This window comes from Campylobacter concisus, assembly GCF_902460595.1.
GTDB classification, from domain to species: Bacteria; Campylobacterota; Campylobacteria; order Campylobacterales; family Campylobacteraceae; genus Campylobacter_A; species Campylobacter_A concisus_BL.
The window spans coordinates 68410-93246 of record NZ_CABPVA010000002.1; the positions used below are offsets into that span (position 1 = coordinate 68410).

Sequence of the window (24837 nt, forward strand, 5' to 3'; positions counted from 1 at the left end):
TTTTTATTCTATTATGAGAATAAAAATATTGGCCGTCTGCCAAGACCTTACAGTAAACTCAATTTGAGTTTACTAAATAAGTTATTATCGTACATGCTATAAAAATAATATTTGGACTCTTGTTTTATTAAAATCAAATCGCCCTATAAAGAAATATAAATTTATTCTTAAGAAAATATTTTTTTAAGCCTTGATTGTGTAGAATAGTTGCAACTTTACCAAAATGGCATAAAAATATCATAACAAAAAGATACAAAGCTAAATTTATAGAATAAAATAGCCTTAAATTTTTTGAAAGGATTTTAGATGAAAACTACTTCTTTGGCACTTGCTGGCTTGCTTTTAGCAACAACTCTCTCAGCAAAAGAATTTATCAGTATCGGCACTGGCGGCATGACAGGCACGTACTATCCAATAGGTGGAGCGATCTGCCGTTTGGCAAACAAAAACACTGATGTAAAATGCTCAGTCCAATCAACTGGCGGCTCTGTTTATAACGTAAATAACGTCCTTAAAAAAGAGCTTACATTTGGCTTTGTTCAAAGCGACGTCGTCTATGACAAATTTAATGGCACTGGCAAATTTGACGGAGCAAAAGATGAAAATTTACGCTCAGTAGTAGCTATCTATCCTGAGCTTCTTGCATTTGTCGTGGCAAAAGATAGTGGTCTAACAAGTGATATCCAGTCTTTTGCAGGTAAAAAATACAACGTCGGAAACCCAGGCAGCGGCAACGAAGTGAGTACGCTTGAAGTCTTTAAAGCAAAAGGCTTTGATGTTTCAAAACTAGGATACCGCGGCGTTTTAACAGTTGGCGAATGCCCGCACGCACTAAAAGATAAAAAAATAGACGGATATAGCTTTGTCGTCGGCCACCCAACTGCAAACATCACTGACGCAGCGACATCTTTGCCTATTGATATCCTAAACATAGAAGGCAGCGAGATCGATAACCTTCTTAAAGAAAAACCATACTTTGCAAAAGGTGTGATCCCAAAAGGCTCTTATGATGGCGTCGATCACGATGTAAATACTATCGGTGTAAAGGCTGTTTTGGTAACTAGCAAAGATACAAAAGATGAGGCTGTAAAAGCTGTGATAAAAGCTATTTTAGATAACTTTGATGAGTATAAAACTCTTCACCCAGCGCTAAAATCAGTTAATAAAGAAGATCTTGTCCAAGGTCTTTCAGCTCCGCTTCACCCAGCTGCAGAGGCTGCGTTTAAAGAGGCAGGTATCTTAAAATGATCCATTTCCAGGGGCTTTTGCCTCTGGATAAAATTTAAATATGCAAATTTCTTCTAAATTTATATATTTAAATTTTAAAGGAGAGAGATGAACGAAGTCAAAGACAACGAAGAACAATTTGTCGAAGTAAAGACAAGAGAGATAAATAGCAATTTTTACAACTATTTCATTGCGATTGTATGCTTTTCTTGGTCGGTTTTTCAGCTTTATATAGCGTATTTTCCACTAAATACTAACATTTCACGCTCTATTCACCTAGCTTTTGCGGTTGGGCTTGTATTTTTGCTCTATCCAGTCACTTTTCATAAAAAGGCTCACTCAAGTTTGCCGTTTTACGACCTAGTTTTTTGCGTGGTAGGCGTTGTTGCCGTGCTTTATCCAGCGGTTTATTTTTATGAGCTAGCCGATAGGACAGGGGATTATATCACTCAAGATATCGTAATATCGTTTTTGGCGATCATCGTCTTACTTGAGGCCGGCAGGCGTGTCATGGGACCAGCGCTTCCTATCATTTGTATATTATTTTTGATATATGATCACTTTGGTCCTTATATGCCAGACATCATCGCTCATCAAGGCGCTAGCTTTGAAAAGATCGCAGGGCACATGTTTTTGACGACTGAGGGCGTCTTTGGCGTGCCTATTGGCGTTAGTGTTAGCTTTATCTACCTTTTTGTTCTTTTTGGCTCATTGCTTGAGCGAGCAGGCGCTGGACAATACTTCATAAATTTAGCCTTTTCTCTTCTTGGCAAATATAGAGGCGGCCCAGCTAAGGCTTCAGTCATCGCAAGTGGCCTAACCGGCATGGTTTCAGGCAGCTCAACAGCAAACGTCGTAACCGTTGGCACATTTACCATACCACTTATGAAAAAAGCTGGTCTTTCACGCACAAAAGCTGGAGCTATCGAGGTCGCAGCTGGCGTAAATGGACAGCTCATGCCACCTATCATGGGTGCGGCTGCTTTTATCATCGCTGAGTTTTTGGGTATGACATATACAAATGTTATGATGGCAGCGGTTATCCCAGCATTTGCTTGTTACTTGTCACTATTTTTCATCGTGCATTTAGAGAGCGTCAAGCTTGGGTTAAAGGGCATAAATCAGAGCGAATTTCACTCAAGATTTAAAATTTTTGTTAGCGGTCTTCACTATATAACGCCGATTCTAATTTTGCTTTATACGCTTTTAATCGCAAAAGAGTCAGCCATAGCTGCTGCGTTTAATGCGATTGGATTTTTATTTTTGATAATGATCTTTCAAGAGCCAACTAAAAAGCTAGCTTCAGGCGAAAAAGTAGGGCTAAACGACGTGCTTCTTGGTTTTGAGGATATATTTTGGGCGATGGTCGCAGCTGCAAAGAGCATGACTACAATAGCCATCGCAACTGCGCTTGCTGGCATCATAGTGGGCTCTATCTCGCTTACTGGCCTTGGTCAGGTGCTCTCTGATCTAGTCGAGCTTTTAGCAGGCGATAACATCATGATGATCCTAGTTTTAACAGCTCTTATGTCGCTCATCCTTGGCATGGGTCTTCCAACGACAGCAAACTACATCGTTGTCTCAAGTCTTGTTGCGCCAGTTATCTTGTTTTTGGCGCATAAAAATGGCTTTTTGATCCCTGCCATTGCCGTGCATCTTTTTGTATTTTACTTTGGAATTTTAGCCGATGATACGCCGCCAGTTGGCATCGCAGCCTATGCAGCAGCTGGCATCGCTAAAGCAAATCCAATAACCGTTGGCGTTCAAGGGTTCTTTTACGATCTAAGAACGGCGATCTTGCCATTTGCCTTTTTCTTTAACAATAAACTTATGCTAATTGATAGCATAAACACGAGCGATCCACTTGATTCAAAAGGGATAGTCTGGATGAGCAACCCGCTTGAAATTTTACTTGTCTTTGGCATGGCGATCGTGGGGATGTTTGCCTTTTCAAGCTTGCTTCAAGGCTACTACGTTACAAAGCTTAGGATTTGGGAGAGAGTGCTACTTATCCCAGTTGTGCCTCTAGCACTTGTGCCAAACATCTGCGTGAAATTTGGTCTAATGCCAAACGAATACACAGCCTACATCGTAGCAGCAGCTCTTTATGGCTTTGTCTTTATGACTCAGTGGGGCATAAAAGATAAACCGCTTGATCAAATAAGAGCGATATAACATTAGGCAAGAGCTCTCTTGCCTAAACTTTTAAATTTATTTATTTCTAGTGATTTTGTAAAAAGTGAGAATTTAGGCTTTTAAAGCCTAAAGATCAAAGTTGTTTTGAGCGTTTTAGATCGCCCGCAAACTCGCAAGACATCTTATCATTTAGCTTGCAGCCTTTTTCTAAGAAGGTGTAAGCCTCTTTAAATTTCTTAGCTTCTATTAGTATCGAGCCTATCATACCGCAAGAGTAGCCGTCATTTTGCTCGCAAGCTTTGTTAAAAAGCTCTCTTGCCTTTTGTGGATCGTTATCTAGATAAATTCCACCAGCTGCTGAGCAACCCTCTTTTTCACCACCTTGGCAAGCTTTATTGTAAAACTCTAACGCTTTGTTGCTATCTGGCACGTCAGTTTTGCCAGCCTGGTATATCGCACCTGCTATTACGCATGATCTTGCGTCATTTGCCGCGCAACCTGCTTCAAATTTAGACAAAGCCTCAGTGAAATTTGAGTCAGCATAAGCTTTCAAGCCATCTTCAAAGTCGCCTGCTAGAGCGCAAGCTGCAAGAAGCGAGATAAAAATCATTTTTTTCATCAAATTTTCCTTTTGTAAAGTAATGTGCAATTTTAACATAATTAAATTTACACTTACTTGATGAAAAATAATTATGATTTTAAAATTTGCTCTTGCTCTTTGTAATCAGGCATGATGGCTTCTATAAATTTATAAAAGCTGCTTTGATGATGCGGGTAGAGTAGGTGGGTAAGCTCGTGAAGTACGACGTAGCGTACGGCTGAGAGCGGCTTTTCGATGAGCCTTAGGCTTAAGTTTATATAGCCTTTTTTGTGGTTGCAGCTCCCCCAGCGAGTTTTGCTATTTCGTATGACGATACGATTAACTGGCTTATTGATATGAGGCTGATAGTAGCTTACAAGCTCCAAAAATAGCTCTTTTGCTCTTACTTTTTTAAAGCGCTCAAGCGCCTTTAAATTTGGCGTCATGATAAATTTATCTTCAAAAAATGGCTCTTTTGCGCCCTCATCAAATTTGATCTTATAAATTTGCCCAAGAAATTTCATCTCATCATCTTTTGGCAAATTTAAAAGAGCTTTTTTGTAAGCATTTTCAAGCCAAATTCTATGCGTTTCAAGAAAGCTAAGAACCATCTTTTGCGTGCTGTAAAATGGCATAGAAAGCGTGATCTTAGCATCCTTGCCAACTCTTAGACGCATAGATTTTACATTTGTTTTAAAATTTATTAAAACGCTTAAGCCATAAAAGTCTAAATTTAGGCTCTTTTGCCTCAAACTAGGCGTTTTGACTGCCATTTTCTGCTTCTCCAGCGCCAAGTATTTGCAAGACCTCTTAGCCACTCATCAGCGCAAAATCCTATCCAAACGCCGATGATCCCCCAGCCAAGGTGTATGCCTAAGAAATATCCAAGCGGCAACGAAAGCCCCCACATAAAGATAAGCCCAGTTGCAAGTGGGAATTTCGCATCGCCACTTGCGCGAAGGGCATTTACGATGACGATGTTAAAGGTTCTGCCAGCCTCTAGCACGATCGAGAGCGTAAAGAGTGGCAGCATTATCTTGCGCAAGTTCTCATCTAAATTTAGTGCGTCCATGATCTTATACTTTAAGGCGTAGGCGATCAAAACGACGATGAGCGTGATAGAAATTCCAAGCCACAAGGCTTTAAAGGTTCTGGTGTAAGCCTCGTTAAACTCGCTTGCCCCAACCAAATGTCCCACGATGACCTCGTTTGCCACGCTGATACTTGCGCCACAAAGCAAGATGAGAAGAGTGATCTGAAAGTAGATAGTTTGCACGCTAAGAGTTGCCTCGCCCATGCTCGCGATAAAGCCAAATGCGACCATGTATTGCGCCATCCAGAGTAAATTTTCGCCAGCACTTGGCAAGCCAACTGAGAGTATTTTCTTTAAAATTCCAAACGGCACGACAAGCAGTTTGCTAAGATAAATTTTAACTTTTGCCACGCGTATGAGCATGTAAAGTAGGACAAAAACGCCAATAAGCCTACCTACAAATGTCGAGATAGCAACGCCTTGCAAGCCTAAATTTGGCAGATCAAACCAGCCAAAAAGGGCGATGGCGTTGCCAAAGATGGTGATGATGTTCATCAAAACTGAAGTTAGCATGACCGCGGTTGCTAGGTTATAGACGCGAAGCACCGCAGCTAGCACCATGCCGATGCCGTCAAAGAGTAGGGCAAAGCCAAGGATGTGAAGGTATGAGAAGCTATCGTTTATGAGATCACTTGGCACGTTTAGTAAATTTAAGATGTTGTAGCCAAAGACGTAGATGATGATGGCTGAAAAGATGCCAAAGACCGTATTTGACGTGATGCTTGCGTGTATGACGCTTGAAGCTAGCTCGTTTTGCTTTGCTCCAAGTGCTTGTGCGACGACGACTGAGCAGCCCATGCTTAGGAAGTTAAAAATGGTCATAAAAAGGTCCATCACTTGATTGCCCGCACCCATGGCGCCAACTAGATGCACGCTCACTTTTGTCACCATGTAGGTGTTTATGATAAGCGTTATAAAGTGCAAAAACATATCTAAAAATATAGGGACGACCAGCTTTTTCATAGAAAGATTCATAAATTTCTCCTTTTTTAAATTTTGGGCGATTATAGCCAAATTAGGTTTTAGCTCCCTTTTGATATAATCCAAAAAATTTAAAATTTGAGAGAAAAATGGCATTAATCGACCTAATAGACGTAAGTAAAAAATTTGGCGCAAATGAAATTTTAAACAGTGTAAGTCTTAGTGTAAATGAAAATGAAAAGATAGCGATCATCGGTAAAAACGGCAGCGGCAAGAGCACGCTTATGAAGATCATCTCTGGCGAGGTGGCAGCAGATAGCGGTAGACGTATAGTGCAAAATCTAATAAGCGTCGAGATGCTAGCGCAAAATCCAAATTTTAACGCCACATTTAGCGTAAGAGATGCGCTAAATAACGAGCTAAAAGAGATATTTGACGCGATAAGCGACTATGAAAAAAGTGGCGTCTTGCTAGCAAATGAGCCTGAAAACAAAGAAATTTTAAAAGAGCAAGAGAGATTTTTAAAATTTATAGAGGCAAAAGACGGCTGGAATATCGAGCACAAGATCGAGCGAATTTTGCAAGAATTTAAGCTAAAAGAGTATGAAAACAGACCCATTTGCTCGCTAAGTGGTGGCGAGATCAGGCGTGTGGCACTGGGTGCGCTCATCCTTAAAAAGCCAGATGTGCTGCTGCTTGATGAGCCTACAAACCACCTTGATGTCTATATGGTCAAATTTCTTGAAGATATGCTTAAAGGCTCAAATCAAAGCATAGTTTTTATAAGCCACGATAGGTATTTTATCGATGCGCTCGCTACTAGGTGCGTTGAGGTTGAGGATGCAAGCTTAAAAAATTTCGAGGGCGGATATGCAAACTATCTAACCAAAAAAGAGGAGATTTTAGCAAGCCTTGCAAAGTCGCATGAGACGCTGCTAAAACAGCTAAAGGCCGAAGAAGAGTGGCTAAGGCGCGGCGTAAAAGCTAGGCTAAAGCGAAATGAGGGCAGAAAAGAGCGGGTGCTAGCCATGCGCGAGGAGGCTAAGAAAAACCCAGGCGTGATAAGGCGCGTGAGGCTAGAACTTGAGCGTGCGAGTAAAAATTTCAACCAAACGCAGAGCCAAAACCGCAAAAAAATGCTATTTGAGTTTAAAAATTTAAGTAAAAGCATAGACGGCAAGGTGCTTTTTGAAAAATTTGACGCAAGAATCTTGCAGGGTGAGAGGATCGCCATAGTCGGACGAAACGGCAGTGGCAAGAGCACGCTACTTAAAATTTTGCTAGGACTTGAAAAGCAAAGTAGTGGCGAGATAAAAAGAGGCGAGGTGAGTATCGGCTACTTTGATCAAGCTAGAAATGTCCTTGATGATGATAAGAGCCTTATAGAGACATTTTGCCCAAATGGCGGCGATCACGTGCTGGTTCGTGGGCGAAATATGCATGTCTATGGCTATCTTAAAAATTTCCTCTTTCCAAAGGAATTTCTTGATAAAAAGATAGGCGTTTTAAGTGGCGGCGAGAAAAACCGCGTGGCACTGGCGATGCTTTTTACTAAAACTTACGACGTGCTGGTGCTTGACGAGCCGACAAACGACCTTGATATCGCAACTATCAATATCTTAGAAGACTATCTGCAAAGCTTTGAGGGGGCGATCTTGCTAGTTAGCCACGATAGATATTTTGTCGATAAGATGGCAAATAAGCTCTGGGCGTTTGAGGGGACAAAGATAAATGTCTTGCACGAAGAGTATAGCGTCTATTTGGAGCTTGAAGATGAGATGAAAGAGCTTGATAAATTTGAAAAAGAGCTAGCAAATAGCCAAAATGAAGCCAAACAAAAGAGCAAATCTGGCGCAAAACTAAGCTATAAGCAAACGCAAATTTTAAACACATATCCAGATAAAATTTCAGCCCTTGAAGCAAGAGTAGCTGAGCTAAACGAGGGGCTTAGTGATCCAAAAATTTATCAAGAAGTGGGGCTAACCAAGCTTTATGAAGAGCTTGAAAAGGCAAAAGCTGAGCTTGAAAGCCTAGAAAATGACTATTTTGAAGTTTTAGAGATCGCCGAGGAGCTAGAGTAGCTTGAAAAAGATCGGTAGGATAAGCGCGCTAAATACGAGAGTTGTTAGGCAAAATTCTGTTGTAAGCCTTAGCATTATCGTTGATAAGATGAGATTTAGTGAGACATTTTCACCTAAAATATATAAATATGAAGTAGGCGATCTGGTCCAGATAAAATATAAAAAGGTTGGGTTTTTAAATAAGATAGAGACCATTAGGCTAATCGCAAAAAACAGCGAAGAGTCGGGACTTTTTGCAAGGATTAAAAATTTATTCTTTTTGCTTGTTGCCTTGTATCTTTGTTTTATTTCTTTGTGGGTTATTTATTATGGGATTACGTTGGAATTTAGCATTTATAGGCTTTTTGTTACATTAGCAGCCGCTTGTTTTCTATTTTGGATGGGCAAATCTGCATATATTAGGCTTATGATATTTAGATATTTTATATTTGGATAGGACTTTGAAATTTAAATTTATGAAAGGTTTTTGCGGCTTGATGAGGTCGCTAAATTTGTTTGAAATGGGGCTAAAATGCTAAAAAAACATCCGCTAATCTCAGTAATAATCGCCATTGTTGTGATATTTTTTGCTACCTACTTTTTTGTCTTTGGGTTAGTTTCTGTTTTAGATGACGACATTGGCGATAGTAAAGAGCTAAATAATAGCTATTTTTACGTCAAAGACGACAAGGTCTATGCCATGGTGCCAAGTGGTGGTAAATTTGAGCTAATAGGCGTAAAAGCCAGCAAATTTAGATACATTGACACTGGCAAATACGACAACAGAAACGTTGGCGCAAGCGATAAGGCGGTATATTGCGGTAATCTCGTGATGAGTGGGCTTGATCCAAATGGCGTTAGAGCGCTTGGCAATGGCTATTTTGGTGACGGCAAGATCACATACTTTTGCGATAGCGAAAGCGAGACAAACCTCGAAATATCCGCACTTAAAGAGTTTTGGGATATCTTCTCACATAAAATGTTTAACACTCCAAAAGCGCAAACTCATATCTATAAATTTAGACAGGTTGATAACGCAAATTTAGCAGCGATCTTGGGCTTTGGCTACGCAAGTGACGGCGTGAAGGTCTATCATGAGGGCAAAGAGCTAGAGGGCGCAAATGCCAGCAAAATGCGCTACATCGAGCAGGCATCTGGAAGAAAGAGCATACATTTTACGACTGATGGGGAAAATGTCTATTATGACAGCACAAAGCTAGGGATCAAATTTAGCCCGCAAATGCGTGATATCGGCGAGATATGGCGCATTCACTATCTTTATGAGCCAAATTCTGGCATGGTCTATGCAAACGATCACGAATTTGACCCAAAATTTGCCCCATACGAGCCACTTTTTAACCTAAAAGATGAGCACTCCTATCATGCTCTTTTTCGCGGCAAAGGCGGGATCTATCACTGGGAGCGAAAGTGGCAGTGGTATAACAGCATAGATGAGGGCGAGTTTGTAAGAGACGGAGACGATCCGTTTAAAGGCGAGATAACGCCGCTATATGGCGACGTGGTGATAAGTGATGGCAAGACATATTTTCTAAAAACCTATGAAATTTGGCACAACACAAAAAATAACCACAGCTTAAGCTCGCGCCACACGTGTATCGTAAGGCTTGATACAAAAGAGCAGTGGCGAAAGATAGGGCTTGTAAGAAACGATGGCTACGGAGCGGTTTATGCAAACGGAGATAAGACATATTATTTTGATAACGTCGGCTACGGCTGGCGTTTTAACAGCAGTGTTTATGACATAAACGACCTTGGCGTGGTTGAAATTCTCACTCGTCCTTATGGTCCAAATGTTGAGAATTTAAAACTAGATGAGATAGTAAAAATGGTAGATCAAGGCGCTATGACGCCAGCTGAGGGCGAGGTGGTGATCGATGCGATAAGCGACTTTGATGATTACTCGCAAAAATATGCCTACTGGATATTTCTTGCCATTGCATTTGTGGCCTCGGTGGTTGGCGCTATTTTTAAAAATAAAACGCAAAAAAGCGAGCTTAAAAAAAGGGTGGATGATTATAGATAATGAGAAAAATTGCGACTAAGATCCTTTATCTTTTTGTCATTTTGACACTATTTTTTGTTTTGGCTATGCTTTATCTGTGGCGTGAAGGAGAGTATCAAAGAGGCTTTGCAAACATTGATAGTAGCGAGTTTTACCGCTCGCCTGATGGTAAAATTTACGTTCAAATTTCAGGCAGTGGCAAGTATGAGCTAAAAGGCGTCGATGAGGCTAGTTTTAGGGTCTTAAAGCTAAAACACGCGTATGATTACTCAAACGTGGCGGCTGATAAAAACAGTGTCTATTGCGCTAGAGAAATTTTGCCTGGCCTTGATCCAAAAAGTGCCAAAGTGCTTGGCAATGGCTATCTAAGTGATGGCAAGATAAGCTATTATTGCGCAACTAGAAGCGAGAAAGAGGCGGGATTTAGCGAATTTGGCGCCATTATGAAAAACCTTGTTCACGTTTTTATAAAAAGCTACGATGATAGCCCTTATTTTTACAGGACAAAAAGGGTCGAAAGCACAAATTTAGAGCCTATATTTGACGCTGGCTTTGCAAGAGACGGAGCTACACTTTACTATAAGGGCGAAAAGCTTGATGCAGATCCTAGTGAGCTAAGATATATTACGACAGAAAATGGCGCTCCTAGCGGATATTACACAGATGGCAAAAGCTTGTTTATGGGCTTTTATAGGTTTGATGCAAGATATTCAGATGAGACGCGCCGGATATGCTATGACCCAAAGCACGATATAGAATATCTTTTTGAGCCAAAAAGTGGGGCGGCGTTTGCAAATGAGCGTAAATTTAGCGCTCAAAATATGCCTTATAGCGCCATTTATAGCGTGGATAACGTGCACTCGTTTTGGCCTCTTTTTGCCAGCAAAGATGGGATTTACTTTTGGGATGGCAGTAAAAACGAACAAGCTAAAATTTCAGACTACCAGCTAAAAGGCGAGCTAAAAAGGCTCTTTGCTGACGTTTTTGTAGATGAGAGCTTGGCGTATTTCTTACAGCAAGGCGAAGAGTGGCGGCGCTCAAAGCATGGCAGGCACTTAGAGGCGCAAACGGTCTCTTTATATAAATTTGCCACAAGCTCATCTTGGCGTGAGATAGGGCTAGTAAAAGATGGCGAGTATGGCGCAGTATATGCAAATGGCGATAAGGTCTATTTTTTTAGCAAGATAAAGCCATTTTATGGCATAAAGCATAGCGTTTATGAGGTGGCGGATCCTGGCGTCATAGAAATTTTAACAAGGCCGTCTAAAGAGCTTAGCACAAAAGATATCAGCGATATGATAAAGCGCGGCGAGCTAGTGGAGGCAAGTGGCGAAGAGGTCGCAAGGTCGAGGATAGAGTATGACTCGCCAAAGATCATTTTGTATATCACATTTGGTATCGCTTTTGTCGTCATAGTGCTAACAACTCTTGCAAAACCAAAGAGAGATAAAAGAGACTTGAGATAAATTTCAAAGTAGCTATTTTTGGTGGCTAAAGCTTAAAATTTCATAAAAATTTAAAGAGAAAATTTGACCTATTTACTCTTTTTTGTTATTTTAAAGCGAGACTGAAATTTATAAAAAGGAGAAAAATGTTTAAATTTCAAAGGTCAAAATTTAATAATTCAGTATTTATCCCATCGCTTATTGTCATATTTTTAATAGCGGCATTTGCAGCGATATTTCCAAATTTCTCAAATGAGTTTTTTAAGGGTATGCAAAACTACATCGCAGCCAAATTTGGCTGGTTTTATATCCTAGTCGTTGCCGTCATACTGCTAAGCGTCATCATTCTTGGCTTTAGTAAGCTTGGCGAGATCAAACTAGGAGCTGATCACGTAAAGCCAGAGCACAAAAATATCTCGTGGTTTTCTATGCTTTTTGCCGCTGGCATGGGCATAGGTCTAGTGTTTTTTGGTGTGGCCGAGCCGCTCATGCACTATCTAAACCCACCAGTTGGCGACGCGCAAACTATCGCAGCGCAAAAGCTTGCGTTGAATATCACATTTTTTCACTGGGGCATGGGCGCATGGTCGGTCTATGCTATCGTAGCGCTAATCCTCGCCTTTTTCTCATATAGGCACGGCTTGCCACTCACGCTTAGATCGGCATTTTATCCGATCATCGGAGATAAAATTTATGGCAAGATAGGTAGCGCCATCGATACATTTGCCGTTGTGGCGACCCTTTTTGGCGTGGCGACATCGCTAGGATACGGCGTACTTCAGGTAAATGCTGGCCTTACGCACGTTTTTGGCCTGCCGACTATGCATATCACGCTTCTAATAGTGCTTTGTTTTGCAGCTACCATCTCAGCGGCAAGCGGCGTTGATAAGGGGATTAAAATTTTATCAAACTCAAATATCGCGCTAGCTATATGTTTTATGTTTTTGATACTATTTTTAGGTGATACGACGCAACTTCTAAAGTCATTTGTGCAAAACAGCGGCGACTACGTCTCTACGCTCATCTCAAACACTTTTAACCTCTACGCCTACGAGAGGCAAAACGAGAGCTGGCTTGGCGGCTGGACGCTGCTATACTGGGCTTGGTGGCTATCTTGGTCGCCGTTTGTGGGGCTTTTTATAGCTAAAATTTCAAAAGGCAGAACGATCAGAGAATTTGTGATCGGCGTGCTTCTCGTGCCAACTGGCTTTACCTTTGCTTGGATGAGCTTTTTTGGTAACTCAGCGATTGCGCTTGTGCAAGGCGGCTTTAGCGAGCTAGCGACCACGGTAAATTCAGACTCAGCCTCAGCACTTTTTATGTTTTTGGAGAAATTTAGTTTCTCAGGCGTGCTAAGCGTGATCGCAGTCTTTATGATCGTCATATTTTTCGTAACTTCTGCAGACTCTGCGGCGATCGTGATGAATATGCTTTGCTCAAATGGCAAGGACGATACACCAGTTTGGCAAAAGGTTTTTTGGGGCGTTACAGTGGGCGTCGTGGCGGCATTTTTGATGCTAGCAGGCGGTCTTGGCTCACTTCAAGCACTTACGATCACGACAGCACTGCCATTTTCCATAGTGTTACTTGGCGCCATTTACGGGCTATTTAAGGCGTTACGTGTGGATCTAACCAAAAAAGAGACAAATAACTTTAGCAACATGCCCATTAGCGATCTTTCAAAGCCTTGGTAAGAGCGCCTAAGTGCGATCATCACGCTGCCAGGCAAGAAAGATGGCAAGAAATTTTTAAACGAAGTCGTGCTAAAAGCTTTTAATGAGCTAAAAGAGGAATTTGCTAAAAACGGCCTTGAAGCAAAGGTCACAATTGGTGAAAATTTTGTAAATTTAAATGTCGGACTTGGCGACGAGATGGACTTTAGATATGGCGTCTATCTCACCAAGAGCCATAGTCCAGACTACACCAGAGAGCTTGACGGCGACGATCTTTACTACAGGGCTGAAGTCTATCTAAAAGAGGGCGGTCAGGACTACGACGTGCTTGGCTGGAGCGAAGCTACGCTGATAAATGACGTCATCGAGCAATACCGCAAACACATGCAGTTTTTACACGTCGTTAGAGAGTAAATTTGAGTGAAATTTGCCTGGAATTTTAAAATTTCTGGGCAAATTTATAAATTTGACTGAACTTTTTGCAAATTTTAAAATCTTATTCACTCGCCTTAGCAGACTACTAAATTTAGACTGCACTTCGTTTAGCACTAAATTTAGAGCCGAAATTACTCGTTCATGAAATTTTAAAATTTTAAACAAACCGCATGCAGTGCAAAGCGCTGGAGCATGCACCTTGAACGTGCGATGGGATTGTGGGATCTAAAGGGAGATAAGGGGACGGCTTCGTAATTTAAGTCCCCTTGTCTCCCTTTTAAATAAAAGAAATCTATAAATTTAATCAAGCTATCTTTTCAAATTTTAAAATCCCATTCACTCGCAAGAATTGACTACTAAAATTTGGCTTCGCTAACCACTTAGCTCAAATTTTAGAGCCGAAATTACTCGTTCATGGAATTTTAAAATTTGCTAGCTAACTGTTACTAAAAAATTATAAAACCACCATAATTTTTTATATAATCCCTCTTTTACAAAGGTGTAGTAACTTTACAAAAAGGAGGCAAATGAGCGAGAAAAATCCAGTTTCAAATTTCATCTCAGCCGATGATGAAATGCTTTCTTTTTTGTCAAATTTGGGTCAAAAATGGCACAAAAGCAATGATGTAGTAAATTTTATAGAGCGAAATTTTATCTTTGTCGGTTCAAAACCGCTTTTGCAAAATTTAAAAGATTATAAAACGGCTGATTGTGAAAATTTTGCTGATATTAAAAATTTTCTAAGCTCATATCCAAGTATCCAAAGCAAAATTTTAAGCAGCGAGATAGGCTACGTCGGTGATGGTCTGACAAGCACAGAGCTTAAATTTGCACCTGATTATTTTTATGATTTTTTAAAATTTATAGTTGAAAATATCGCGCAACATCACTATTTTTGCAGCCCAAAAGATGGTTGGATCTTGCTCATTGCGATGGAGGGGTATGTGGAATTTGGTGTTTTATATTAATAGAGTTAAATTTACCCTGCAAAGACAAAAAATCGGCATATAAAAGTCCTAAAATTTATCAAAAAAGCCAAATTTACACGCAAGTATCGCCTGCCGCTAGCAAAATTTAATCAATTTTTTTATATAATCCCTATTTTTCACAAAGGTAGATAGATGGATAGAAGATCGTGGAGTTCAAGACTTACATACATTTTAGCTGTTGCAGGGGCTACGGTCGGCTTTGGCGCGACGTGGCGGTTTCCTTACTTGGTCGGTCAAAACGGCGGCGGGGCCTATGTTCTCGTGTTTTGCATAGCGATGATAGTCATTGGCATTCCTATGATTTTGGTTGAAAACGCCATCGGCAGGCGACTAAAGTGCAACGCCGTTGATGCATTTGGCGGCACGATAAGTGGCAAAAAGATCAGCAAAAAGTGGCAGATAGTGGGCTGGATGGGGCTTGTTGGCGCATTTGGCATCATGGCTTATTATATGGTTATCGGAGGCTGGGTTTTAAACTATATCGCTCAAATTTCATTTGGCCTGCTTGATCTCTCGCACATCGTGAGCTTTGAGCAAACTAGCGCATTTTACGAGCAAAATATCGTTAGCAACCCGCTTGCCATAAGCTTTGCAACCCTTGTTTTTGTTCTGGTTAATTACGCTATCTTGGTGCAAGGCGCAGTTGGCGGCATCGAACGCTCAGCAAAATATCTAATGCCGCTTCTTTTTATCCTAATGCTCGTCATGATCGCTAAAAACATCACTCTTGATGGCGCGATGGAGGGTGTGAAATTTTATCTAACGCCTGATTTTTCAAAGATAAATTTAAAGCTTTTTGTCGAGGTTTTGGGACAGGTTTTCTTTGCACTCTCACTTGGATTTGGCGTGATGATAACGCTCTCAAGCTTTGTTAAAAAGGACGAAGGCTTAGTTAAAATTTCTATCATCACTGGCATCTTAAACACCGTCATAGCCGTGCTTGCTGGCTTTATGATATTTCCGTCACTCTTTAGCTACGGCGTCTCACCAGATAGCGGTCCTAGTCTAGTTTTTAAGTCGCTTCCGATCGTCTTTTCGCACATGCCGTTTGGCGGATTTTTCGCGGTGGCGTTTTTCGCGCTTCTTATGATCGCTGCACTTACGACGTCGTTACCGATATATGAAGTGATCATTACTACGCTGCAAGAGAAATTTAAGATAAAGCGTAAAAAAGCGATATTTTTAGTGCTTAGCGTTATTTTCGTGCTAGGTAACTTACCCTCACTTATGGCTACAAATTTACTAAGTCACGTCACAGTTTTTGGTAAAAATATCTTTGACGCATACGACGCGATAAGTGCGACGATATTTTTCGTGCTAACCTCACTTGGATGCGCGATATTTGTCGGCTGGGTGCTAAAAGATGAAGCAAAAAAAGAGATCTTGCAAGGCAGTGAAAAGTATGCAAAACTTATAAACATTTGGTTTTTCTATATCAAATTTATCGTTCCTTTCATCATCTTGGTGCTCTTTGTCAGCAGCTTTTACGACAACTTTTTGAAGTGAAATATGCGTGAGCTTGTAAATTTTGATAGTGGTGAGCGCTTAATTTTGCGCATGCAGGACAAAATTTTAATTAGCGAGAGTATCAAAAACGGTAAAACTAGGCAGACGCAAAAGGAGTTTGCTAGCATAGATGAAGCGAAAAAAGCCTGCGTCAAAAAAGAGTGGGAGAGCCTAAAAAAGGGCTTTGTCCTGCAAGATAGCGAAGCAAAAGCCGGCAAAGCATGCTTACACGTTTATATCGGTGGTGGATACACAGGAGCGCTTTCGTTTGCCAGCTTAAGAGATGAAATTTACGTTTATAAAAGTGGCGGTCAAAAAGATGGTGGCAAGCCTAGCGATATTTTGGTGAGGCTTGATCGAAGTGGTGCTATAAAAGAGCAGATCGCCTTGCCAAAGCCACTTGCGTGGGACGCCCAGTGCGTAGGTGAAAATTTACTCTTAGACCTTGATCATGAAATTTACATTTTTGAGCCAAAAGAGGCTAAATTACGCCAAATTTCAGCCGAGCAAAATCTCAAGCGAAATAACGAGATAGCAAGCTTTATCTGTGCTTCAAACGGCGTGGCTATTTTTGGTATGTTTGGGCAGATTTTTACTTTTTATGAGGGTAAAATTTCAAAGATCGGCGAGTATAAATGCAGCGAAAAAAGCTACGCACCGATACTTTGTGCGGCTCTTAGTGCGGATGCTAGCATGCTTGCGCTTTGCACCAAAGAGAACGAACTGCAAATTTTAAACGCAAAAAATGGCGAAATTTTAAGCGAGCTAAGAGCCGAATTTGGCGCGCTTGATAAAATTTGCTTTTTGGACGAAAAGACACTTTTAGTTAGAAAGTATCTTGAAAACAAGCTATTTTGCCTTGATATAAAGAGCGCAAAAGTGACAAAGCAGCCTTGGATAAAGGACGAGTATTTAAGAGCGAGCGAGTTTTGCATTGACGGCGCAGCTGGCAAGCTTGTGGTGATAGATCAAAGCAGAGCCTACGTCACCAATCTACAAAGTGGCGATGTGATGGCGGAATTTACGCTAGATCATGTCGTAAAGAGCTGCAAGGCTAAATTTATAGATGGCAAGCTCGCAGTTAGAACGGACTATGGTTGCTTTAGTCTTTATGAAATTTAAGGGAGAATATGTTTTATACACTTTTATTTATCTATATTTTTTATGTGATTATTAAGCTTTTTTTGGCGAATTTACAGATCAGCTTTGTAAGGGCGCAGGCCAAAAAAGAGCCTGTTGTGCTTGAAGAGAGCGAATACAAAAACGCCGCAGTTGCCGCCGTGACAAATCAAAAATTTGAAATTTTTAGCCTCATCTACCATGCCGTTATCTTCTTTGCGTGGATAAGCTTTGGGCTAAAAATGCTCTCAAACGCTTGCTTGAAAGATGGCACTACGTTTGAAAATATCCTTTTTGTGATGAGCTTTTTGCTGATCTCGTCGCTGCTTGATCTGCCGCTAAATATCTACGAGAGCTTTGTAAAAGACAAAAAACTAGGCTTTTCAAATATGAGCGCAAAGATATTTTTTATTGATACTATAAAGTCGCTAGCTCTTATGCTAGTTTTTGGCTCGGCTTTCGTTTGGCTCGTGCTTTTATGTATAAATTTTCTTGTGGATTTTTGGTGGTTTTGGGCATTTTTGCTAAGTTTTGGCATCGCTTTAATTATAAATTTGATATACCCAACGCTCATCGCGCCTATCTTTAACAAGATGTCGCCGCTTGAAGATGGCGAGCTAAAGGGCAAGATAGAGGGCTTACTTAAAAAATGCGGCTTTAAAAGTAGTGGCGTTTTTACGATAGACGCTAGTAAGCGCGACAACCGCTTAAACGCCTATTTTGGCGGGCTTGGAGCGACAAAGCGAGTGGTGCTTTTTGACACGCTGATAAAAAAGCTAAGCACCGAGGAGATCGTAGCGGTTTTGGGGCATGAGCTTGGGCACTTTAAGCATAAAGATATCCTAAAAATGATAGTGCTAAGTGCGGTCATGCTATTTTGTCTATTTTTTATCTTTGGAAACGTTGGCGCAAGCGCATACGAGGCGATAGGACTAGGGCAAAATGGCGCTAGTATCATCATCTTTTTGGTGCTTTTCTCGCCTATTTTTAGCTTTCTTTTCTCGCCGATCATCTCTCATTTTAGCCGCAAAAATGAATTTGGCGCAGATAGATTTTCAAAAGAAATTTCAAACAAAACCGACATGATAAACGCCCTAACCAAGCTTGGCAGCGAAAACAAAGCATTTCCAAAGTCGCACTGGCTTTACTCATTTGTCTATCACTCGCACCCAAGCCTTTTTGAGCGGATAAATGAGCTAGAAAATGAGAGTTGAAGAGGCTCTAAAAGAGGCAAATTTAAGGCTAAAGCCACTTTGTGAAAACCCAAGCAGGGTGGCTAAAATTTTGCTCATGAGCTACCTTGATGTGAGCGTTGAGTGGATATTTTTAAACCAAAAGAGCGAATTTGACGATGTCGGCTACTTTGATCTTGTAAAGCGCTTTGAAAGCTACGAACCGCTTGAGTACATTACCGGCAAGGCTGGCTTTTATGGGCTGGAGTTTGAGGCAGAAAGTGGCGTTTTGATACCGCGCCCTGAGACTGAAATTTTAGTTGATAAAGTGCTAGAGATAGCAAGCAACTACAAAGCGCCAAAGATCGCTGAGATCGGTACTGGCAGCGGGATAATAAGCGTCATGCTAGCCCTTAAAACAAACGCTAAAATAGTAGCCACCGATATAAACGAAAAAGCTCTAAAACTAGCTAAAAAAAATGCGCTCAAATTTAATGTAAGCGAGAAGATCGACTTTGTAAAGTGCTCTTACATAGATGAAATTTCAGGCGATATCGACATCTTGGTCTCAAACCCGCCATATATCGCGCGAGACTATAAGCTTGATAAATTTGTGATAAACGAACCGCATGAGGCGCTATTTGGCGGCGAGGTCGGAGATGAAATTTTAAAAAATATCATCCTTATTGCTAGAAATCGCAGCATAAAAAATATCGCCTGCGAGATGGGCTATGATCAAAGAGCGAGCATGGAGATGGCGCTAAAATTTAATGACTATGAAAGCGCTTTTTACAAGGACTTAGCAGGCTTTGACAGGGGCTTTTGCGCAAGTTTAAAACTATAAAGGAGAGAGGTTGAGAAGTATCTATTTTTTACTATTAGCAGCAGTGATCGGCACTGAGCTAACGCTTGGAATTTTGGTCGCGCCAGTCATATTTTTCCCACAAAGCATCATAGGCGAGGGCGTACTCACGCATTTTATGAGCGGACAGATGATGACAAAGATATTTTTAAAATTTAACTATGTTTTGCTATTTGTAAGCGCATTTGTAGCAGTTAGTGAGCTCTTTGATCTAAGAAAAAAGCTTGCATTTTCACTAAAATTTAGCACGTTTATGCTCTCGTTTTTAAACTTAGCCCTAGCGCTAAGCTTTGTCTTTATCTTTACGCCTTTTATCGTGCAAGCTCAAAGCCTAGGTGCCGATGCAACGCAGACAGCGGAGTTTGCCAAGATGCATAGCGCAAGCGAATATGTGATGAAAGTGATGCTTGTTTTACAGCTCATTTTGTTTTTTGTGAAATTTAAGATCAGCCAAGATGAACGCCAAGCCTGATATCCAAATCTTAACAAATTTCCTCGCCGAATACACGACAGCTATGGTGAGCGCTGGCACATACACTGCGCGCGTAGAAAAGTGCGTCGACCGCATAGCTAATCACTACGGCTACGATGTTAGCGTGACCATTTTTGTGAAGTATTTTACCATTAGTGTGATGGACTCGCAGGACAACTCCTTGCGCCGAACTTATGTGAGAAAGATCCCGATGGGGCAGGTGAGTTTTAACAGAATTTCCGAGCTATCATCGCTTAGCTGGCAAATTTTAGATGAGAGTTTGAGCTTGTATGAAGCTAAAGAGAGCTTTGATAGCGTGATGAGTGTCAGTGCAAATAAATTTGCTAGCTCGCTTATCTTGATAAGCCTTGCAAATGCGGCATTTTGCAGACTTTTTGGAGGCGATGCTGGCTCAGTTGTTTGTATATTTTTTGCAACGCTTGTTGGCTACACTCTTAAATTTGCCCTTGCGAAAATGGGCGTAAATTTAAAAATTCAATACGTCCTGACATCCTTTATCGTCTCATTTATCGCCTATCTTGGCGTATCTTACGGGCTTACGCACACAAGCGACGTGGCGATAGGCTCGTCTGTGCTCTTTATGATGCCTGGCGTTTTTCTCATAAATTCAGTCTTTGACATCCTAAACGACAACACCCTTGTTGGCATCAGTAGAGCCATAAGCACGGGTATCCTCATACTTTGCATGGCTGTTGGCGTCTATATCACGCTAACGCTTAGCAGCGCGGAGATATTAAATGTTTGAGCTTTTTTGTGAAACGCTTGTAGATGCTGGCTTTGCTGCGGTGGCTGGACTTGGCTTTGCCTATGCTAGCTCGCCTCCAAAAAGAACTCTCATCTTTTGCGCTTTGCTCGCTGCATTTGCGCATGCTAGCCGCTTTTGGATCATGCAGATGGGATTTTTTAACATCAGTGTCGCAACGCTCATCGTCTCTTTTATGAGCGGAATTTTAGGCATGCTCTTTGCCAAACGGCTAAAGGTGCCAGCTGAGATCATCGCATTTCCAGCGCTTTTGCCTATGGTGCCAGGAGTTTTTGCGTATAAAGGGATTTTGGCACTATTTTCATTTTTAAATGAGACAAGTATCGCTAAGAAAAATGAGTATTTGATCATATTTTTTGATAATGCTATCACGACTACGACGGTCTCGCTAGCGCTTGGTGTGGGCGTTTCGGTGGTGCTTATCTTGTTTTATGATCAGTCGCTTACGATAACTAGAGGCGCCAAGTGCGATCTGGCGACGAAAAAGGAAGATAAAAACGTATATATAAAGGTAAAATAAAATTTGCAAAGTGTACCACCAAGTGAAAAAGAATATGTAAAAGGATATGTATGAAAAATATACTTTCTTTAAATTTTGAAGAAGCTAGATTATTTTTATTAAAGCATGAAAGCTACGTAAATATTGATTTGCCACCATATATTAAATTTGATAATTTGTTTGATCAAATTTCAAAGATTCTAGGTCGGAAAAATTTTATGAGTATTAAAAACAGCAATCCGGATAGTTTTGAAGATGTAAACTACAAATTATTTCATAATAAAAATGGCAAATATGATTGGCGGAGATTCGAATTAATTCATCCTTTTCTTTATGTTTCGCTTGTTAATGAAATAACAAAATACGACAATTGGGAACTAATCAGAAAAAGATTTAAAAAAATAGAATCTAGAAGCGTTGTTGAATGTATGAGTTTGCCTGTAGTTTCTGAGTCAAACGAATCAGATAAGGCTGAGCAAATCTCAAACTGGTGGGGGCAGATAGAACAAAAATCTATAATTTTAAGTTTGGATTATAGCTATATTTACCATACAGATATCGTAGATTGTTATGGCTCGATTTACACACATTCTATTCCTTGGGCGTTACACTCTAAAAAAGTATCAAAACATAAAAGAAGAGATAAAGATTTCAAGAAAGATTATATTGGTGGCATGATCGATTTTCATATACAAAGTATGTCAAATGGGCAAACCAATGGAATACCGCAAGGTAGTGTTTTGATGGATCTTATTGCAGAGATTGTATTGTCTTATGCTGATTTGTGTTTAAGTGCCAAATTAAAACACATTGATAAAAAAGATTTTTATATTTTAAGATATAGAGATGATTATAGAATTTTTGTTAATAGCCCACAAATCGCAGATGAGATAATTAAAATGCTTACAGAAGTTTTAATTGATTTAGGGTTAAAATTAAATTCAAGTAAAACAACTTTTTCTAACAACGTTATTCAAAGTTCAATAAAACCAGATAAGTTAGATTGGCTAGTTGTTGATAAAGATTTAAAAACAATACAAAAACGTCTTTTGCTGATCCATCAATTTGCACTTAAAAACCCAAATTCTGGAACTTTAGTAAAAGAGCTGCAAGCAATTTCAAAAAAAATAAGAAAGAAAAAGGATAAAATCAAAAATAAAGAAAACATAGAGGTTTTAATAAGTATTGTGGTTGATATTGCTCTTTTAAATTCAAGAACTTATTCTATATCAATGGCAATACTAAGTATACTATTTGGATTGATTGATGAAAAATTGATTGAGTTGATGGTTGGTAAAATTGTAAATAAATTTAATAATATCCCAAATACTGGATATATGCAAATATGGCTACAGAGGGCAATTATAAAATTACAAATTACACAAAAAGATTTGTGCGAACCATTATGTAAACTAGTCGGCGGTGAGTCTATAAAATTATGGAATAATGAATGGCTATATCCTAATAATATAAGAATTTTAGAAAATAGAAGCAATATTATCAATCAAGATGTCTTAAATGCTCTTGATGCCGAAATACAAGACGATGAAGTGCTTCTTTTTAGGGAACAGTCACTATGAAATAATGAAAAAATAGCTGGATTTTAAATTTAAAGGAAATACCGTGAAAATACGAATCTACTACGAAGACACCGATGCAGGCGGCATTGTTTATCATACAAACTATATTAAATATTGCGAGCGAGCCAGAAGCGAGGCGTTTTTTGAGGCTGGGCTAAATTTCACAAAAGAGGGCGGATACTTTGTTGTTTCAGCTCTTGAGGCTAAATTTCTCGCTTCAGCCGTGCTTGGCGACGAGGTTTTTGTAAGGACAAAGCTCATAGAGCTTAAAAAAGCAAGCCTTGTTTTAGAGCAAGAAATTTATAAATTTGAAGAAAAAGATGCCGAAAAAGTGCTCTTTAAAGCGACTATCACGCTAGCTTTTATGAAAGAGGGCAAGCTAGCAAAGATAGATGAGAGCATGAAAACTTTTATAAATGAGGTTAAATTTTAGCAAGCAAAACTGCTAAATCCCGCTTGTGCTGTTTTGCTCCTGCGAATTTACCTCATTAAAGTGATCGCTTTTTGTATCATAAATTTTCACATCATATAAAACTTGCGAGCCCTCAACCCTCTCAGCAAAAATTTTGCTGGCACTTTTGTTTATGAAATTTGTATAGATATACTCCACTCCCAAGGCACTTGAGTAGCCTATCTGTGAGTATCTAAAATCAACTCCAAAAAGATATCCAAGCCCTAAAAAACTCTCATCAAGTAAATTTAGCGAATTTGCCACAAAGAGGTTTTGTCTATCTCTTTGTGTGATGGCACTAAAGATATTTGGCAAGAAATTTATCTGTGTGCTTAAAAGCGCGTAAGGCTTTATCTCAAAGCCTCTCATCTGCGTTGCTACAAGAGAAGCTTTGACGATTGGGATGTTTAAAAAGACGCTTGCGTTATCAAATTTAGACTTTTTGCTCAAAGTATCGTTTAAATTTATATCTTTGCCAGTGATCGAGCTTTCGTAGTAGTCGCTACTTTGCATGCGTACATATTCATTTAGCTTTTGTGCTAGCGCGCTGCCATCGTCAAAGGCGACTATTTTTTCGTTAGCAAAAGCGAGCAGGGCTGAAATTTGCGCTTTGTAATCAACTCCGCCAAAGATCAAATTTGGCTTTGGAGCTGTCACAAAAGAGCTATGAACGCTAGGGATGTAGATGAGTTCGTTTGGCAGGATGAGAGAATTTACTATGTTTGCGCCATTTTGAGTAAGGACCGCTACGAAGTAGATAAAGCCCTCGTTTCTAGCGTTTTGAAGCGCATTTTGAAGGCTAGGCAAACTCTCGTCGCTGCTATTTATAAATTTCACTTCGACATTTGCTTCTTGCTTTAAAATGTATGTTAAAACCGCGCTTGATACGACATTTGCGTATGATTTTATAACCTTTTGAGGGATGATGACTGCTATCTTATCACTTGCAGCTAGTTTTAAAACCATCTCTCCACCAAGCGAAGCGTAAAGGTCTAAAAGTGCCTTATCATCTATCTTTGCTGGCTCAAATCTCGTCATAAAGCTAGCTAACATATCGCTCTTAATAAGCTCATTTAGGCAAGAGCTATCACAAAATTCTGGCTCTAAATTTATGTAAGTGATCTTTGCTGGCGGTATGCTTGAGAGGCTTTGATTTTTAGTGATGTTGCTTTCAAATTTTGCCTCAGCGGTCTCGTCTTGCATCTCGCTTAAGGCTTCATTTTGTGCTGCAAAAAGGCTTACAAATATAACTAAAAAAAGAAAAATTCTTTTCATATCACTCCCTTGATTTTTTTCAAATCATCTATAAAATTTTCTTCAAAACTTGGATTTTTGCTGATCCACTCTGGTGAAAAAGTTGGCATTATAAACCTATCATCATCTTTTAAAATGCTCCCTCTTATGCTTGAAAATCCGCCCTTTGAGAGCAAATTCGGATAAAGATGCATGAAAGCTTCCTCTCCTAAAGTGATGATAATTTTTGGCTTAATAAGTCTTATCTCTTCTAAAAGATATGGCCTACAAAGCTCAAACGAGCTCTTTAACGCTGGATTTTTCGCGTCACTATTTGAAATTTCACAGCGCAAAAGCAAGCTTATATAAACACTATCTTTTTCTAAATTTAAGCCATTATTTATAGCATTTTCTAAAATTTTGCCGCTTGTGCCTTCAAAATAATCATCTTTTTTGCAAAGCGATACAAACATTATCTTGCTATTTTTATCGCCAAAGCCAGTAAAAACGCACTTTGAGCTATTTCTTAAAAAGCAAAGAGAGCACTTTTTTATCTCACTATTTAGCTCGTCTATGC

The 24837-nt window shown here is 39.9% G+C and carries 21 protein-coding genes and 1 pseudogene; 16 read left to right on the forward strand and 6 right to left on the reverse strand.

The annotated features are described in order from the left end of the window. Positions 1-306: 306 nt before the first annotated feature. Both F3G86_RS05080 and F3G86_RS05085 read left to right on the forward strand, forming a co-directional pair. Complete coding sequence (locus F3G86_RS05080; protein ID WP_149723193.1) at positions 307-1248, forward strand: TAXI family TRAP transporter solute-binding subunit; 942 nt, start codon at positions 307-309, stop codon at positions 1246-1248. An 87-nt stretch (positions 1249-1335) separates the two neighbouring features. Next, on the forward strand, positions 1336-3402 hold the full coding sequence (locus F3G86_RS05085; protein WP_149723194.1) for a TRAP transporter permease: 2067 nt from the start codon (positions 1336-1338) through the stop codon (positions 3400-3402). Positions 3403-3496: 94 nt separating this feature from the next. Here the strand turns inward: F3G86_RS05085 and F3G86_RS05090 are convergent, their stop codons facing one another. From F3G86_RS05090 to F3G86_RS05100, 3 genes are all read right to left on the reverse strand, one after another. Then, a complete protein-coding gene (locus tag F3G86_RS05090) occupies positions 3497-3982 on the reverse strand; it encodes a tetratricopeptide repeat protein (protein WP_021085241.1) in 486 nt (161 codons plus the stop codon). A gap of 71 nt (positions 3983-4053) precedes the next feature. Further along, positions 4054-4716, reverse strand: coding sequence for a M48 family metallopeptidase (locus F3G86_RS05095; protein ID WP_223228555.1), 663 nt, complete (start codon positions 4714-4716; stop codon positions 4054-4056). Further along, positions 4692-6011, reverse strand: a complete 1320-nt coding sequence (locus F3G86_RS05100; RefSeq protein ID WP_149723195.1) for an MATE family efflux transporter — start codon at positions 6009-6011, stop codon at positions 4692-4694. The genes F3G86_RS05095 and F3G86_RS05100 overlap by 25 nt, the downstream gene beginning before the upstream one ends. A 95-nt stretch (positions 6012-6106) precedes the next feature. On the opposite strand from F3G86_RS05100, the gene abc-f reads away from it, so the two are divergent. From abc-f to F3G86_RS05125, 4 genes and pseudogenes are all read left to right on the forward strand, one after another. Further along, entirely contained in the window at positions 6107-8038 is a 1932-nt protein-coding gene (gene abc-f, locus F3G86_RS05105; RefSeq protein WP_149723196.1) for a ribosomal protection-like ABC-F family protein, read from the forward strand. Between the two features lie 511 nt (positions 8039-8549). Continuing rightward, positions 8550-10061: a DKNYY domain-containing protein gene (locus F3G86_RS05115; protein WP_149723198.1), complete on the forward strand. Its 1512-nt coding sequence runs from the start codon at positions 8550-8552 to the stop codon at positions 10059-10061. Further along, on the forward strand, positions 10061-11506 hold the full coding sequence (locus F3G86_RS05120; RefSeq protein WP_149723199.1) for a DKNYY domain-containing protein: 1446 nt from the start codon (positions 10061-10063) through the stop codon (positions 11504-11506). Before F3G86_RS05115 ends, F3G86_RS05120 begins: the two co-directional genes overlap by 1 nt. A gap of 125 nt (positions 11507-11631) precedes the next feature. Next, positions 11632-13572 (forward strand): annotated as a pseudogene (locus F3G86_RS05125) (BCCT family transporter). Here the strand turns inward: F3G86_RS05125 and F3G86_RS05130 are convergent. Further along, on the reverse strand, positions 13552-13758 hold the full coding sequence (locus F3G86_RS05130; protein WP_149723200.1) for a hypothetical protein: 207 nt from the start codon (positions 13756-13758) through the stop codon (positions 13552-13554). The pseudogene F3G86_RS05125 and the gene F3G86_RS05130 overlap by 21 nt on opposite strands. 362 nt (positions 13759-14120) lie before the next feature. On the opposite strand from F3G86_RS05130, the gene F3G86_RS05135 reads away from it, so the two are divergent. From F3G86_RS05135 to F3G86_RS05180, 10 genes are all read left to right on the forward strand, one after another. Then, entirely contained in the window at positions 14121-14561 is a 441-nt protein-coding gene (locus F3G86_RS05135) for a hypothetical protein (RefSeq protein ID WP_149723201.1), read from the forward strand. Positions 14562-14714: 153 nt separating this feature from the next. Next, the gene (locus F3G86_RS05140; RefSeq protein WP_149723202.1) at positions 14715-16088 is read left to right on the forward strand and encodes a sodium-dependent transporter; all 1374 of its coding nucleotides are present in this window, start codon (positions 14715-14717) and stop codon (positions 16086-16088) included. A gap of 3 nt (positions 16089-16091) precedes the next feature. Further along, positions 16092-17210, forward strand: a complete 1119-nt coding sequence (locus tag F3G86_RS05145; RefSeq protein WP_149723203.1) for a hypothetical protein — start codon at positions 16092-16094, stop codon at positions 17208-17210. Positions 17211-17218: 8 nt separating this feature from the next. Next, positions 17219-18421 carry a M48 family metallopeptidase gene (locus F3G86_RS05150; RefSeq protein WP_149723204.1) on the forward strand — a complete coding sequence of 401 codons (1203 nt, stop codon included), beginning with the start codon at positions 17219-17221 and terminating at the stop codon, positions 18419-18421. Further along, positions 18411-19223, forward strand: a complete 813-nt coding sequence (locus F3G86_RS05155) for a HemK/PrmC family methyltransferase (RefSeq protein WP_149723205.1) — start codon at positions 18411-18413, stop codon at positions 19221-19223. The genes F3G86_RS05150 and F3G86_RS05155 overlap by 11 nt, the downstream gene beginning before the upstream one ends. Before the next feature lie 10 nt (positions 19224-19233). Further along, positions 19234-19713 carry a DUF4149 domain-containing protein gene (locus F3G86_RS05160; RefSeq protein WP_149723206.1) on the forward strand — a complete coding sequence of 160 codons (480 nt, stop codon included), beginning with the start codon at positions 19234-19236 and terminating at the stop codon, positions 19711-19713. Then, complete coding sequence (locus tag F3G86_RS05165) at positions 19697-20479, forward strand: threonine/serine exporter family protein (RefSeq protein WP_149723207.1); 783 nt, start codon at positions 19697-19699, stop codon at positions 20477-20479. The genes F3G86_RS05160 and F3G86_RS05165 overlap by 17 nt, the downstream gene beginning before the upstream one ends. Continuing rightward, positions 20472-21017: a threonine/serine exporter family protein gene (locus tag F3G86_RS05170; protein ID WP_149723208.1), complete on the forward strand. Its 546-nt coding sequence runs from the start codon at positions 20472-20474 to the stop codon at positions 21015-21017. The genes F3G86_RS05165 and F3G86_RS05170 overlap by 8 nt, the downstream gene beginning before the upstream one ends. Positions 21018-21067: 50 nt before the next feature. Continuing rightward, positions 21068-22576: an RNA-directed DNA polymerase gene (locus F3G86_RS05175; protein ID WP_149723209.1), complete on the forward strand. Its 1509-nt coding sequence runs from the start codon at positions 21068-21070 to the stop codon at positions 22574-22576. 43 nt (positions 22577-22619) lie between these two features. Beyond that, complete coding sequence (locus tag F3G86_RS05180; protein WP_149723210.1) at positions 22620-23009, forward strand: YbgC/FadM family acyl-CoA thioesterase; 390 nt, start codon at positions 22620-22622, stop codon at positions 23007-23009. Positions 23010-23021: 12 nt separating this feature from the next. On the opposite strand, the gene F3G86_RS05185 is transcribed toward F3G86_RS05180, so the two are convergent. Together F3G86_RS05185 and F3G86_RS05190 are read right to left on the reverse strand one after the other, a co-directional pair. Next, a complete protein-coding gene (locus F3G86_RS05185) occupies positions 23022-24302 on the reverse strand; it encodes a hypothetical protein (protein ID WP_149723211.1) in 1281 nt (426 codons plus the stop codon). Beyond that, positions 24299-24837 (reverse strand): uracil-DNA glycosylase family protein (locus F3G86_RS05190; protein WP_149723329.1); only part of this gene is annotated, 539 nt, incomplete at its 5' end. The genes F3G86_RS05190 and F3G86_RS05185, both read right to left, overlap by 4 nt.